The organism is Actinomadura sp. 9N407 (assembly GCF_044326315.1).
GTDB lineage: Bacteria > Actinomycetota > Actinomycetes > Streptosporangiales > Streptosporangiaceae > Spirillospora.
In genome coordinates, this window is sequence record NZ_JBIRAW010000046.1 from 1 (window position 1) to 14,769 (window position 14,769).

Below are 14,769 nucleotides of genomic sequence, written 5' to 3' on the forward strand. Positions count from 1 at the left end.
GCACGCAGATGATCATCGTGCGGGCGCTGTCGAGGAGGTTCTCGTCGGCGCTGGAGGTGAACCCGGCGGCGAGCATCTCGCCGACCTCGGGGTCGCCGACGTCGTCGATGTGGGAGTGGCCTGCGTTGAGGTTGTCGATGACGCGGGTGTCGCGGTCCAGTCCGCCGACGCGCAGTCCGGCCCGGCAGGCCTCGCGTGCCAGCGGGAGCCCGACATAGCCGAGCCCGACGACCACCAGATCCGTTCCGATCATTCCGGTGGCTCCCTTCTCGCGTTCTCTGCCATTGCGTCTAGGTCACCGCAGCGTTCTCAGTCGCTGCGTAGGCCTTCCGGTAGCGGGTGCTCACGGCTCGCCAGGTGCGTTCCGCGCTGACCCATTCCCGGGCCGCCTGTCCGATTTTTCGGCGCTCTTCGTGACTGTAAATCAGCTCGGCCAGAGAATTCGCCCATGCCTCCGGGTCTTCGGGAACTGTTAACGTGCCGGTCACGCCGGGTTTCACGATTTCGCGCAGAGCATTGACATCACTTGCTATTACTGGGATTCCCCCCGCCATCGCCTCGATCGGCTTGAGGGGCGTGACCAATTGGCAGACCCGGTCCGCCCTGCGGGGGACGGCGAACACATCGAGGAGTGCGTGATAGCGACGAACCGAGCCCATCGGCACCCGGCCGGTGAACACCACCCGGGCGCCGTCCTGGCCGCCGCCGTTCCGGCCGCCGAGCCGGGCGGCACCGCCCTGGCGGGCACTGTTCTGGCGGGCACTGTCCTTGCGGGCGCCGCCCTGGCCGGAACGGCGGTCGTCGACCGGCAGCCCGTGCCCGGCCGCGCGCCGCACCAGGGCGCCGGTCTCGGGCCCGTCGCCGACCAGCAGCAGCGTGACGGGCGTGCCGCCCTCGCGCAGCAGGGCCGCCGCGTCGATGAGCGTGTCGATGCCCTCGTAGCCGTAGAACGACGAGGTCAGCCCGATCACCGGCAGGTCCGGGTCGAGGCCCAGTTCGGCGCGGAGTTCGGCGGCGTCCGGCAGCGGTTCCAGGAACGCGCCGTCCACGCCGTTCGGGACCGTGATGATCTTCTCCGGATCGATGCCCCGGCCGGCGATCTCGGCGCGCATCGCCTCGCCCAGCGTGACGACGGCGTCCGCCTCGGCCATCCGGCGGGTCTCCAGCTCCCGGGTCAGCCGGTAGAAGTCATCGCCCTCCTGGTGTGCCGGGTCCCGCGACAGCCAGGAGTCCTCCAGGAAGCCGCGTACCTCGTACACCACCGGCAGCCCGTGCCGGCGGCCCAGTTCCAGCGCGACCGCCGCGTTCAGGTGGTTGCTCACCGCGTGCAGCACGCGCGGCCGTACCCGCTCCACCAGGCGCCCGGCCAGGTCGGCGCTCTTGCCGACGTCCCGCACCGGGTCCTTCGCCGGGAGCCAGGGGAGCAGCCGGTGGTACGGGACGCCGTCGACCTCCACGGCCGCCCGCGTGTCGCTCAGGCCCTGGCTGAGCGGGTAGCCGAGCCGGGTCACCACGTGGGTGTCGAAGCCCATCTCGCGCTGCGCCAGGGCGATCCGGTGCGTCCGTACGGTGTAGCCCGCGTTGGTGAGCGGCAGCGCGTTCGACACGAACTGCAGGACGCCGCCCTCGTCAGGCGCTCCCGTCCGGGAGGCCGTACGGGAACGTTCGCGAGGAGCCGCAGCGACGGCCAGCAGGGCGCGCAGATCGGTGGATTCGCGGGCCGGATCGCGGGGACGGGGGACCGCCAGGCGCGAGCCGCGCAGTGCGGCGCCGGGGCGGCCGGGTACGACCCGGGACAGCAGGCGCACGGCCAGCCGGGGCGCGCGCCCCGGATCGTCGCGGAGCTGCCGCCAGGTGAGTCCGAGCAGGTAGACGGGTTTTTTGAGCACGGCGGGCGAGCGTAGGCGACCCCGATGAACAGAAGGGAAATTGTGTTGGCGTCCATCGTGCACGTTCTGGGAGCCCGGCCGAACTTCGTGAAGGCGGCGCCGGTGATCGATGCGCTGCGGGCCCGGGGGGCCGCGCAGGCGGTCGTTCATACGGGGCAGCACTACGACGAGCGGATGTCGGAGATCTTCTTCCGCGAGCTCGGATTACCCGAACCCGACGTCAACCTCGGCGTCGGCTCGGGCAGCCACGCCGCCCAGACGGCCGCGCTGATGATCGGCCTGGAGGCGGAGTTCCTGGCCCGTACCCCTGATCTGATCGTGGTGTACGGCGACGTGAACTCGACGATCGCCGCCGCGCTGGTCGCGGCCAAACTGCACATCCCGGTCGCCCATGTCGAGGCCGGGCTGCGCAGCTTCGACATGACCATGCCCGAAGAGGTCAACCGCCGCCTCACCGACCAGCTCTCGGACCTGTGCCTGGTCACCAGCCCCGAGGCGATCGGCCACCTGGCCGCCGAAGGCGTCCCGACCGGCCGCACCCACCTGGTCGGCAACCCCATGATCGACACGCTGCTGAAGAACCTCGACCACTTCGACACCGCCGCCGTCCGCGCCGCCCACGGGCTGCCCGAGCGGTACGTGCTGGCCACCGTGCACCGGCCCGCCAACGTCGACGACCCCGCCACCGCCGCCGCCCTGGTCAAGCACCTGCACGGCGTCGCGGACCTGGCCGATCTGGTCATCCCCGTGCATCCGCGCGGCCGCGCCAACCTGATCGCCGCCGGCCTGGACACCCACCCCGGCGTCCACGTCCTGGAGCCCTTGGGCTACATCGACTTCCTGGCCGCCGTACGCGGCGCCGCCACCGTCGTCACCGACTCCGGCGGGCTACAGGAAGAGACCACCATCCTGGGCGTCCCGTGCCTGACCATCCGGCCCAACACCGAACGGCCCATCACCATCACCCACGGCACCAACCGCCTGGTCACCTTCGACGACCTCGTACCCCAAACCCGCAAAGCCCTGGAGACCGAGCGCGGGGAGGGGACGCGGAAGCCGCCGCTCTGGGACGGTGCCGCGGGCCCGCGCATCGCAGACGTGATCATGGAGTTCCTCGGTGAATGACCCATCGGCCGCGAAGGCCAACCGCCAGGCGGCGCGGCTGCGCGCCGCGCTCCGCGAGCGCGAGGGCCGCGTCCAGGAGCTGGAGCGGCGGATCATCGCGCTGGAGACCTCGACGACCGTGCAGTTCGGGCGGCTCGTCGCGGGCGCGGCGCGGGCTCCCAAGCAGCGGGGCGTGCGGCTGCCGCGTGAGCTGTACCGGCTGTGGAAGAAGCGGCACATCCCGGCGGTCGCGCCGACCGTACGGGAGAGCGACCGCGTCCAGCCGGACCGGTTGGACCGGCCCGAGGACCGGCTGCTGGTGTCCCAGCCGTACGACGGGCTGATCATCGCCGGGGTCCTCGGCCGGGACGCCGCCGCCCGGCTGGGCGAGCGGTCCCGGGTGATCTCGCTCCTCCCGCACGACGCCGCGATCGCGCTGGAGAAGGCCGACGCCGATCTGCTGGTCGTCGACGCGGCGGCCGGAGAGCCCGGCGGGCCCTGGGCCTACCTGGGCGTTCCCGGCATGTACGACCGTGACCGGGCACTGGACGAGGTACGCCGGCTCGCCCGGGAACGCGGTTTGCCGCTCGTCCTGTGGGGAGAGGCATCACCGCCGACCCTCGCCGCCCTGGATTGGGACGCCCGCGCCACCACGTTCAACCAGCTTCCAGCCCTTCTGGAGCCCGCAGCACCGTGAAAGGAACTTCCGTGCGACCACGCGCCCTCGTCTACGGCGACGTCGACCTCAACCTGATCGACGGTTCGGCGATCTGGGCCCAGGGGATGGTGCAGGCCGCGGCCAAGGCGGGCTGCGCGGTGACCCTGGTGCTCAAGGCGCCCGTACGGACCGGCCGGCTGGTCGATCCGCTGCGCGCCCTGCCCGGCGTGACCGTCCTCAGCCCGCATGCCGAGGGCCTGGTCGAGGGGGAGGCCGGGATGCAGCCCAAGCAGGCCGCCGCCGTGCTCGCCTCGATCGACGAGGCCGACCCGTTCGACCTCGTCGTCGTCCGGGGACGGCGCCTGGCGGGCAAGCTCGCCGCCGGGCCGCTGGCCGGGCGGATGTGGACGTATCTCACCGACGTCCCGCAGTCGGCGGGGGAGTTCGCCGGCTCGGCGAAGGGCGAGCTGCGGCGGATCGCCGACGCCTCCCGGGTGCTGCTGTGCCAGACCGAGGAGCTGCGCGGCTTCCTGGAGAGCGCCGTACCGGCCACGGCGGGCAAGAGCGTGCTGTTCCCGCCCGTGGTCGTCCTGCCGGACGGCATGACCGGACGGCCGGACGGGCCGCCGGAGGGACGGGCGCTGAAGCTCGTCTACACGGGCAAGTTCGCGCCCCGCTGGAACACCCGCGAGATGGCCTCGCTGCCCCGGCTGCTGGCACGGCGCGGTGTTGACGCCGAGCTGCACATGGTCGGCGACAAGATCCATGACGACCCGAAGGACCCCGGCTACGCCGAGCGGATGCGGACCGCGCTGGAGTCCGGCCAGGGGGTGGTCTGGCACGGCGGGCATCCGCGCGCGGAGGCGATGCGGCTCACCGCCGCCTGCGACGTGGGCCTGTCCTGGCGGGATCCGGAGATGGACGCCAGCCTGGAGCTGTCCACCAAGGTGCTGGAGTGCGGGACGCTGGGCGTGCCGGTGGTGCTCAACCGCACCCCGATGCACGAGCGGCTGCTCGGCACCGACTACCCGCTCTTCGCGGCCACCGAGGACGACGTGGTGGACGCCCTCACCCTGATCGGCAAGAACCCGGACGTCCACACGCTCGCGGTCGAGCGCTGCCGGGCCGCGGCGGCCGATTTCAGCCTGGAGGCCGCCGCCGAGCGCCTGCGCGGCTACCTCGGGCAGGCGTTCCCCGAGCCGTCCGACGCCGTACTGGAAGCAGCCCGCGCGGTCGCCGCCGCCCCGGCCCCGCAGGGGCGCAAGCTGCGGGTCGGTGTGGCCGGGCACGACCTGAAGTTCTTCAGCCGGCTGCTGGACTACCTGAGGTCGCGGCCCGACATGGAGGTACGGGTCGACCACTGGGCGGCGCTCAAGGTCCACGACCCCGAGCGCAGCCAGGAACTGGCCGACTGGGCGGATGTCGTCGTCTGCGAGTGGTGCGGCCCCAACGCCCTCTGGTACGCGGCGCACAAGCGGCCCGGGCAGCGGCTGCTCGTACGGCTGCACCGCTTCGAGCTGTACGCGGCGTGGCCCCGCCATCTCGACATCGACGCCGTCGACCAGGTCATCTGCGTCAGCCCGCACTACGCCGATCTCACCCGGGAGGTGACCGGCTGGCCGGCGGACAAGGTCGTCGTCGTCCCCAACTGGGTGGACGATCTCCAGCTCGACCGGCCCAAGCTCCCGGGCGCCGAGCACCATCTCGGGATGATCGGCATCGCGCCGTCCCGCAAGCGGCTCGACCTGGCCCTGGACGCCCTGGAGGAGCTGCGCCGAGAGGACCCGCGCTTCACGCTCTTCGTCAAGTCCAAGCTGCCGTGGGAGTACTGGTGGATCTGGGAGCGGGCGGACGAGCGCGCCCACTACGAGGAGGTCTTCCGGCGGATCCGCCGCTCGCCGCTGCTGGCGGGCGGGGTGGTGTTCGACGCGTACGGGCGGGACGTCGCGGCCTGGCTGCGCCGCATCGGCTTCGTGCTGTCGACCAGCGACGACGAGAGCTTCCACCTCGCCCCGGCCGAGGGAATGGCCTCCGGGGCCGTACCGGTGCTCCTTGGCTGGCCGGGCGCCGACAGCATCTACGACACCCGGTGGATCCACCAGGACGCGCCCGCGATGGCCGCCTCGATCGGCGCGACCGTACGGGACGGGCGCTGGCAGGACGAGCGCGCCCTCGCCCGGACGCAGGTACGCGGCGCGTACGCGCTCGACGAGGTGTGCCGCCAGTGGACCGACCTGCTGGCCGGGGACCTGGCACCGCCCGTCCCGGCCGTGTGAGCGAAGCACCGGCCGCGCGGCGCGCGCCGCGCGCACGGCGCTCTCGGTAGGCTCTGCGGGTGATTCCCCGTCCCCGGTTGCACCGCTCCATCAGGCGTGCGGTGGGGCGGCGTGCGGCGGGACGGTTCGCGGCCGCGCACGCCCTGTTCGCCGCGGTGCTCGCCGGAGCCGTCGCGATCCGGGTGATCGCGGCGCGCGGCTACCCGGCGCCGCTGTGGTCCGGTGACTCCCACGGCTACCTGGACGCCGCCCTCCAGTTCCGGCCGCACATCGGGCGTCCCAGCGCCTACTCGATCTTCCTGCGGGCGCTGGAGCCGTTCCAGAGCTTCTCCGTCGTGCTGCTCGTCCAGGCCGCGCTCGGGGTGGCGGCCGGGATCATGGTGTACGCGCTGGTCTGGCGGGCCGCCCGCCGCGCCTGGCCGCGCCGGCTCTGGGTCCCCGGCCTGCTCGCCGCCCCGGCCGCCGTTCCGGTGCTGTACGACGGCAACCTGATCCAGGCCGAGCACATGATGCTGGCCGACAGCCTGTTCGTGTTCCTGCTGGTCGCCGCCGTCACCGTGGTGCTGTGGCGGGACGAGGCGTCCTGGTGGGCGGGCGCGGCGGCCGGCCTGCTCGTCGCGTCCGCCGCCCTCACCCGGCTGGCCGGGCTGCCGTTCATCGCGCTGATCGTGCTGGCGCTGCTGCTGCGCTGGTCGGGCTGGCGGCGCACGCTCGCGGCCGTGGCGGCGGCGGTGGTGACGTTCACGGTCCCGTTCGCGGCGTACATGAACTGGTACCAGGGGCACTGGGACGCCTTCGCGATCACCAAGGCCGACAGCGTCTGGCTGTACGGGCGGACCGCCGCCTTCGCCGACTGCGCCAAGCTCGACCCGCCGCCCGAACTGGTCGTCATGTGCCCGAAGCCCCCGTCCGACCCCCGGATCGCGCCCGCGTTCCGCGTCCTGTGGACCGACGACTCGCCGTTCAACTCCATCCCCGGCGGCATCTACGGCGACGAGGGCAACGAGAGGGCCGGAAGGTTCGCCGACCTGGCGATCCAGAAGCAGTTCGGCGACTACGTGGGCGTGGTCGTCCGCGACACGCTGCGGGCGTTCGGAACGGGCCGCGATCCGTACCCGACGCCCTGGACCGCCGCCAACCTCAGCTTTCCGGTCGGGGAGGTCTGGGCGGACGAGCAGCTGCTCCTCGCCGAGAAGTACGGCCCGGACGGCCGCGTCAGTGTCGTCGACCCGTACGCCACCTGGATCCGCGACTACCAGGACCGCTGGTTCCTCCCGGGACCGGTGCTGGGCGGCCTGCTCGCGGTGGGGCTGGTGGGCATCCTGATCCGGCTGCGGCCGCGCTGCCGCTTCGGCGGGGCCCCGCTGCTGCCGTGGGCGCTGGGCGCGGCGCTGCTGGTGATCCCGGCCGCGACGGCCGACTTCGACTACCGCTACGTCCCGCCGGCGATCCCGTTCGCGGCCCTGGCCGCCGCGCTGGCGATCGTTCCCGGGAGGCGCGAGGGCCGGCCCGCTCCGGTCCCGGCCGAGCCTGCCGAGACCGAGGAGTCCGCTGGAGAGGCCGCTGAGCTCCTTGAGCCCGCGGTGATTGCGGAGGCGAAGGAGCCTTCCTCAAGTACGTGATCCTTCTTCCTCCCGACAGGTGAACTTCCGGCCGGTCTGGAGCGTCCTCCTCACGTCTCGGGTACGTGACCCACATGAGTGGGGAAATACGCCCCCTTGTCGCAGAAATCGGGGAATGGAGCTCATGGGGACGCCCAAGGTCAGTGTCATCGTGCCCGTGCACAACGGCCGGTCGACGCTGGAGCGCACCATCCGTTCCGTGCTCGACCAGAGCCTGCCGCCCGACCAGGTCGAGATCATCGCGGTCGACGACGGCTCGACCGACGGCAGCGGGGAGGAGCTGGACCGGCTGGCGGCGGGGCGCCGCGGGTTCACGGTCGTCCACCAGGAGGCGTCCGGCGGTCCCGGCCGGCCGCGCAACGTCGGGATCGAGCGGGCCACCGGCGAGTACGTCTTCTTCCTCGACGCCGACGACCATCTCGCGCCCGAGGCGCTGGAACGCTGCTGCGCGATGGCCGACGCCAACGAGACCGACGTGGTGGTGCCCAAGTACGTCGGGGTCGGCCGCAAGGTCAACCCGTACCTCTTCCGCGAGACCGTGGAGTCCACCACGATCTACGACGCGGTCCCCAACCTCTACGGCAGCATCACCGCGCTGAAGCTCTACCGGCGCGGCCTGCTGGACCGGCACCACATCCGCTTCCCCGAGGGCATGCTGTCGGGCGAGGACCAGATCTTCGCCGTACGGGCGTACTTCGAGGCCAAGGGCGTGTCCGTCCTGGCCGACTACGACTGCTACTACTGGGTCGAGCGCAATGACGGCACCAGCGCGCTCCAGCGCGGCGGGGCACCGGCCGAGACGTACTTCCCGGAGATCAAGCGGCTGATGGCGTTCGTGGCCGAGCGGACGGGGCCTGGCCCGGTCCGTGACCGGCTGCTGCGCCGCCATTTCGCGATCGAGGTGTTCTCCCGCTTCGACCCGCGCTACCAGGCGTTCTCCGAGGACGAGCGGCGCGCCACCCGGGACGCGGCGCGCGAGCTCGCCGGGGCCTGGAGCAACCCGGAGATCATGGCGGCGCTGTCCCCCTACAGCCGGGTCCTCGACCACGCGCTGCGGCACGGCCTGGACGATCTGGTCGACGAGGCGGCGCGGCGGCACGCGGTGGACCCGCCGCCGATCGTGGTGGACGGGGATCGCGCGTACCTGGCCTATCCCGGGTTCCGCGACCCGGAGCTCGCCATCCCCGACGACGTCTTCGAGGTCCACGGGCCGCTCGGCTGGCGGCGCAGGCTCACCGGGCTGGAGTGGCGGGACGGCCGCCTGCTGGTACGCGGCTACGCGTTCGTCGACGGCGTCGGGGACGGCGAGCAGAGCGAGGAGCTGGTCCTGCGGCGGCGGCCGGACGGTGCGGAGTACCGCATCCCGTTCCGCCGGGCGACTCCATCCACTGAAGGGCCCGCTGAGGGCAGGAAGAATCCCGAGCTGGTCGCCGAGATCGACTTCGGCGCGGCCGGGCCGGCGCCCGGCCGGTGGGACGCCTGGGTCGTGGTCACGATCCAGCGGCTGACGCACGAGGGGCGGCTGGTCGCGGCCCAGGGCGTGCGGTCGCCGGGCGGGCGGATCGCGATGGTCAGGACCGGCCGGCCGCTCGTGACGCCGTACCTCACCAGCGGTATCGGCGCGCTCGCGCTGCACGTGGGAGGCCGTGGCGGGCAGCCGGCCCCGGCCGAGCCCGCCGAGCCGGCGCGGCGGCCGTCGGGGACGCTGCGGCTGGAGACCGTGCTCGCGACGGCCCTGCCGGACGATGGCACCGCGGTGAGCGTGCGAGCCCTGCTGCGGCACCGGGAGACCGGCGAGACGCGGGCGGCGGAGGCCACGGTCGAGCGGCGGCCCGAGAGCCTGGACGTCTCCGCCGAGCTCGACCTGCAGGGCGCCCGCAGGGGGATCTGGGACGCCTCGTACGAGGTGACCGCGGGCTCGGCCACCGGCGAGTTCCGCGCCCCGGCCGGCGCGGACCTGCCGTCCGCCGGCCGCCGGTCCGGGCCGTTCCGCACGGTGCGCGGCAACCTCTCGGTTCGAGTCGGCACGGCGCGCATCGGCACGGCGCGCATCGGCGCGGCCCGGACCGGCTCGGCCCGGACCGGCACGACCCGGATCGGCTCGGTACGGATCGGCAACGCGGCCGTGTCCAGGATCCGCCGGCTGGTCCGCAAGCGTGCGTGAAGACGGCGAAGGCTCCCCGGCCAGGCGGCCGGGGAGCCTTCGGACGTGCGTCAGCGGCGGATCAGCCCGCGCTGCCGACCGCGGCCTCGGCCTCCAGCGGCCGCTCGGCGGGCAGCTGCCGGCGGTAGCCGTCGATCCTGGTCTCCAGCTTGGCCAGGCTGCGGCTGTAGTCGTGCGTGGACAGCCAGAACTTGTAGATGATCACGAGTTCGAAGGCCAGCATCCCGGCCCCCGACAGCGCGATCACCGGGATGATCGCGCCCGGGATGATCGCGGCGGCGATCGGGGCGACGATGAACACGCCCATCTGGAACTCGATGCCGCTGATCAGGTGCGGGCGGATCCGGCCGCGCCGCAGCCCGTTGCGGATCCGGGCGTACCAGGGGAACCGCTTGTTGAACCCGGCCTGCAGCTCGACGTTGGGGTTGTCGCCGACGACCTGGTCCTCCATGTCCGCCTCGGGGTCGGGACGCAGCGCGCCCTCGGCCGAGCGGAGGTCCTCGCCCATCTCGTCGCGGCCGGCCTGCTGGACCGCCAGCTCCAGCTCCTGGGCCTCGGCGCGCAGCGTGTTCAGCTTGCCGCGCATCTGCGCCCGGACCTTGTAGATCTCCAGGGCGTCCATGTAGCGGAGCATGTCCAGGAAGACCACGGCCACCGTCGTCCAGACGTAGGCCACGTTGCCGGTCGCCGCGTACTGCCCGCCCATCAGCGCGATCGCGCAGGCCAGCACCCGGACGCGGTCGAAGATGTAGTCCAGCCAGGCACCGAAGACCGAGCCGGTGCCCTTCAGCCGGGCGATCTTGCCGTCCATGCAGTCGAGCGTGAACGACAGGTGGTAGAGCAGCGCGCCCAGCAGCAGGTAGGGCCAGGACGCCATGGCGAAGCACACGCCGGCGGCCAGGCCGAGGATCAGCGCGCCCACGGTGAGCTGGTTGGGCGTCACCTTCGTCCGGTTGGCCGTGACGCGGACCAGTCGCGAGGCGAGCGGATCCACCAGCATGACCGTCCACCATGCGTCACGCGCCTTGTACGTCCGTTGCCGAACGTCCTCGAGCGTGAAGTTCGCCATCCAGGGGTGTCCTTTCCTATGCACTGAGATCGCCCCGGCCGCGGATCGCCGACCTCAAGATCAATGACCGTCCCGGCACGCGCTCGCCCCCGGCGCGTCGCCCCGGCAGGCCCCGGGAGACCGGACCGATGTTACCGGGCCGAGTGGGCGGAGCCTGCCGAAAGTAGCCGGTTAGTGGCGTAATAGATCAAGAGAGGGTTAGACGTCCCGGAGCATCCGGTCCACCACCCGTGCCGCCGCGCCCCCGTCGTCCCAGGCACAGAACCTTTCCCGGAACGCCCGGTAGCGGTCGGTGTAGGCGGCGGCGGACGGCCCGGCGTCCCGGATCGCCTCGATCAGCTCGTCCGACGTCCGGCACAGCGGGCCCGGCGCCTCGGCCTCGAAATCGAAGTAGAAGCCGCGCAGCTGGTCGCGGTAGCGCTCCAGGTCGTAGGTGAAGAACAGCTGGGGCCTGCCCGTGACCGCGAAGTCGAACATCACCGACGAGTAGTCGGTGATCAGGACATCGGCGATCAGGTAGAGATCGGCGATGTCGGGATAGCGGCTGACGTCGATGGCGAACGTCCCGTCGGTGCCCTCGACCCCGCCGCCGAGGTTGAAATGGCCGCGGACGAGCAGCACATGGTCCTCGGCCAGGGCGGCACGGGCGGCGTCGATGTCGAGCTGCAGCTCCATCTGGTAGCCGCCCGACTTGGCTTGGTCGTCCCGCCAGGTCGGCGCGTACAGCACCACGCGCTTGCCCTCAGGTACGCCGAGCAGCGACCGCACCCGGGTGGCCCGGGCGGTGTCGCCCCGTGCGGGCAGGTCGTTGCGCGGGTAGCCGGACTCCAGCAACTCGCCCTCGTACCGGAACGCCCGCCGCATGATCGGGGAGCTGAACGGGTTGGGCGAGACCAGCACGTCCCACTGGGCCACGTCCGCGCTGAACCGGCGCATGTAGTCCTGGGCGTTCTTGAACTTCGGCCGCTCGATGTCGTAGCCGATCCGCTTGAGCGGCGTCCCGTGCCAGGTCTGCACGTAGAGCTGGCCCTCGCGCTTGCGAAACCACTCGGGCATCGGGTCGTTGCCGACCAGGAACCGCGCCTGGGCCAGGGCCCGGAAATGCTCGCGGCTGCCGTACAGGACCGGGCGGACCCCCTCGGGCGGCTGGAACTGGCCGTCCCTGGTGATCCAGACGTACTCCAGATCGGGCCGCCGCCGGGCCAGCTCCTCGTAGATCGCCCGGGGGCTGTCGGAGTACTGCCGGCCGCGGAAGCTCTCGAACACCGCCAGATCGCGCAGCGGCTCGGCCAGGTAGCCCGGGTAGTCGCGCTGCTCGATCCGCTTGAGCCCGTAGACACCGCGCTCCTCGTCGGCGGTGGCGGGCCGCGACTCCAGCCGCAGCGAGTCGGCCTGGTACGTGGACAGGACGAACTCGTGCAGGCCCGCCACGCGCGGCGGCGGCAGGTCCGTGACCGAGGAACGGGAGATCGCCACCGAGACGTCGCCCTCGGCCATCGGCGCGAACAGGCCCCACTGCCCGGTGGCCAGCGGCAGCTCCTCGCCGAACCGCGGTACCCGGGACGGGGCCAGCTCGCCGGTGAACGTGCCGTCGTTCCAGGTCAGGGGGAACTCGTGGGTGTCGCCGCCGCCGCGCAGCCGGACCAGCAGCCGGTCCGGCCGGCCGGACGCGGCGTCGCCGTTCCCGGCACCGCCGGTCGCGGCCTTCTCGTCGGCCATCTCGCCGGTCAGCAGCAGCCGGCCGTCCTCGGTCCACTCGGCCCGGGTCACCGACGGCCGGCGGGGGCGCTCGATGATCCGCAGATTGCCGAACCTGGTCCTGGTGACGACGATCTCGTCCGCGCCCAGCCGGTGCCGCACCTCGACGTCGTCGTGGATGGTCAGCCGGACCGGCCTGGCCTGCCCGGACAGCCGCAGCGAGGCGTCCCAGTCCAGGCCCTCGGTCACCCAGGTGTGCAGGGTCGCGGCGTTGTCGGTGGTGTGCGAGACGAGCGCGGCCAGCGGGATCCGGGTGGTGAAACCGCCCCTGCCGTCGAGGGAGACCGGGTAGCAGGCCTCGTTCATGCCCTGCCGCCGGGCCAGTACGATCTCGCCGGAGCCGGCGGCGGGCTCGGCGGTCCAGCCGCCCAGCACCAGCTCGGTGCCCTCGACCGCGGCGGCGTTGACATGAGCGGTGAGCTGCTTCACCTGGAGGGCGAAGCGGTCGCCGGTGGTCGTCACCGGCCGGATCAGCACGTCGCGGGCCGCCTCGAAGGCGTTGGCCCAGCGCACGTCGCTGCGCCGGGGCCCGCCGAGCGGCCCGGCCACCGTCAGCCCGCCCGGGGCGGTGACCTCGGCGTGCAGTTCCCAGCTGGCCGACCGCAGGACCCGCAGCATCCGGTACTTGCTGGCCCGCATGAACCGGTAGCGGCTCACCTTCAGGTCGGCCGGATCGATCTCCACCTCGAATCCGGCCCAGTCGTAGTCGGCGGCCGCCCGCTTGGCGTCGGCGGACACGTCCGGCCGGTAGGCGCGCCGTACGGGCAGCTCCACGACCGTCCCGTTGCGGGCGTGCTGGAGCCAGACCCGCACGGTGCACGCGCCCGGATCGGCGGCCGGGTCGGTCATCGGGATCCGGGCGATGTAGGCGTGGCCGGACACGCGCAGCCGGCCGTCCTCCCAGCGCGCCCCGTCGGCCCGGCCCTGCAGCTTCTGCCGCAGCTCGCCGGTGATGTCGTACAGCTCGTCGGGGACGCCGCGCGCCGTGTCGCCGAAGTAGGGGTACTCGGCGTACCAGCGCCCGTTTTTGAGCGTCACGCCCGCGGTGAAGATCCGCGCCTGCTGGTAGTTGATCAGCTCCAGCAGTTCCTCGATCATTCCGTTGCTGATGAAGTGGTACTTGAGCCGCTTGAGCACCGACAGCTCGGCCATCATCGCGGCGTCGGCCTCGGCCAGCACGTCGCCCACCAGGGCGTGCAGCCGGGCCTGGTACGCGGCGCCGCCCTCGCCGGCCACGTCGATGTAGAGCGGCAGCTCGCCGGAGATCACCGAGAACAGCTGGGCGCGCCACAGGCCGGGGTCGCGCTCCTTGAGGAACGCGGTGACGGCCTGGGTGGTACGGACCCGGTCCTCCAGGTTGCCGGGCTCGGTCCGCCGCTGGGTGATCGACTGGGACTCGCCCTCGCGCTCGCGCCAGTAGTAGACGACGTCGCTCAGGACGTCCACGGACGCGGCGAGGTAGTGCGCCGGGATCGTGACCGGGGCGTCCTCGTACAGGCCGGGCGGGAACTCCAGGCCGAGCCGCTCGAAGAACTCCCGGCGGAAGACCTTGTTCCAGGCGGTGCGGTCGCCCAGCAGATCGGGCCGCCGGGTGATGTGGGTCTCCTTCGCGGTGACCCGGAAGATCTCGGTGTGCATCGGCGAGGGGCGCGGGCCGGCCGAGGTGAGCCGCCGCACGCCGCCGCACGCCAGGTCGGAGCCGGTGTCGGACAGCGATCCGACCATCAGCTCGTAGGCGTAGCGGGGCACGATGTCGTCGGAGTCGAGGAAGGCCAGGTAGGTACCGGTGGCCTGCCGCGCCCCGGTGTTGCGGGCCGGGCCGAGGCCCTGGTTCTGCTGCTCGACCAGCCGGAACCGGCCGTCCCGTCCGGCGAACTCCTTGGCGATCGCGGCGCTGCCGTCCGGCGAGCCGTCGTCCACCATGATCACTTCGATGTCGCGCAGGGTCTGCTGCTGCAGCGAGTCCAGGCAGGCTTCCAGGTAGGCCTCGACGTTGTAGAAGGGCACGACGACACTGAGAAGCGGTGACACGGTTCTCCCGGGTAGCGATGGTGGCGGGGCGGCCTGCCGTCCTCCCGGTGTCCGGATCCGAGCACGTCCTCTGGGAGCCGCAGGTTCTCGGAACCTGCGGGGTTCTCGGGACCTGCGGGTCCTCGAGACCTGCGGGGAGGAACGGCGACGTTGTCTACAGATCAACGATGTGTACAGATTAGCTGACGATAGGTAGAT

At 72.3% G+C, this 14,769-nt stretch carries 8 protein-coding genes and 1 pseudogene; 5 read left to right on the top strand and 4 right to left on the bottom strand.

Annotated features, from left to right (window positions below; genetic code table 11):
* Both ACH34Q_RS42690 and ACH34Q_RS42695 read right to left on the bottom strand, forming a co-directional pair.
* Positions 1–253: pseudogene (locus ACH34Q_RS42690) on the bottom strand (nucleotide sugar dehydrogenase); the annotation flags it as partial.
* A gap of 37 nt (positions 254–290) precedes the next feature.
* Positions 291–1,889, bottom strand: coding sequence for a glycosyltransferase family 4 protein (locus ACH34Q_RS42695; RefSeq protein WP_395988937.1), 1,599 nt, complete (start codon positions 1,887–1,889; stop codon positions 291–293).
* Positions 1,890–1,913: 24 nt separating this feature from the next.
* Between ACH34Q_RS42695 and wecB the strand changes: the two genes are divergently transcribed.
* The 5 genes from wecB to ACH34Q_RS42720 all read left to right on the top strand — a co-directional run bounded on the left by wecB (position 1,914) and on the right by ACH34Q_RS42720 (position 9,713).
* Entirely contained in the window at positions 1,914–3,014 is a 1,101-nt protein-coding gene (gene wecB / locus ACH34Q_RS42700; protein WP_395988938.1) for a non-hydrolyzing UDP-N-acetylglucosamine 2-epimerase, read from the top strand.
* Positions 3,007–3,690: a hypothetical protein gene (locus tag ACH34Q_RS42705; RefSeq protein ID WP_395988939.1), complete on the top strand. Its 684-nt coding sequence runs from the start codon at positions 3,007–3,009 to the stop codon at positions 3,688–3,690. Before wecB ends, ACH34Q_RS42705 begins: the two co-directional genes overlap by 8 nt.
* Positions 3,691–3,776: 86 nt before the next feature.
* Positions 3,777–5,927 carry a glycosyltransferase gene (locus ACH34Q_RS42710; protein ID WP_395988987.1) on the top strand — a complete coding sequence of 717 codons (2,151 nt, stop codon included), beginning with the start codon at positions 3,777–3,779 and terminating at the stop codon, positions 5,925–5,927.
* Between the two features lie 59 nt (positions 5,928–5,986).
* Positions 5,987–7,549 (top strand): hypothetical protein, encoded by a 1,563-nt coding sequence (locus ACH34Q_RS42715; RefSeq protein WP_395988940.1) that lies wholly within the window; start codon positions 5,987–5,989, stop codon positions 7,547–7,549.
* A 124-nt stretch (positions 7,550–7,673) separates the two neighbouring features.
* Complete coding sequence (locus tag ACH34Q_RS42720; RefSeq protein ID WP_395988941.1) at positions 7,674–9,713, top strand: glycosyltransferase family 2 protein; 2,040 nt, start codon at positions 7,674–7,676, stop codon at positions 9,711–9,713.
* A 61-nt stretch (positions 9,714–9,774) separates the two neighbouring features.
* On the opposite strand, the gene ACH34Q_RS42725 is transcribed toward ACH34Q_RS42720, so the two are convergent.
* Positions 9,775–10,782, bottom strand: a complete 1,008-nt coding sequence (locus tag ACH34Q_RS42725; protein ID WP_395988942.1) for a CDP-alcohol phosphatidyltransferase family protein — start codon at positions 10,780–10,782, stop codon at positions 9,775–9,777.
* A 198-nt stretch (positions 10,783–10,980) separates the two neighbouring features.
* The gene (locus ACH34Q_RS42730; protein ID WP_395988943.1) at positions 10,981–14,571 is read right to left on the bottom strand and encodes a CDP-glycerol glycerophosphotransferase family protein; all 3,591 of its coding nucleotides are present in this window, start codon (positions 14,569–14,571) and stop codon (positions 10,981–10,983) included.
* Positions 14,572–14,769: the final 198 nt, after the last annotated feature.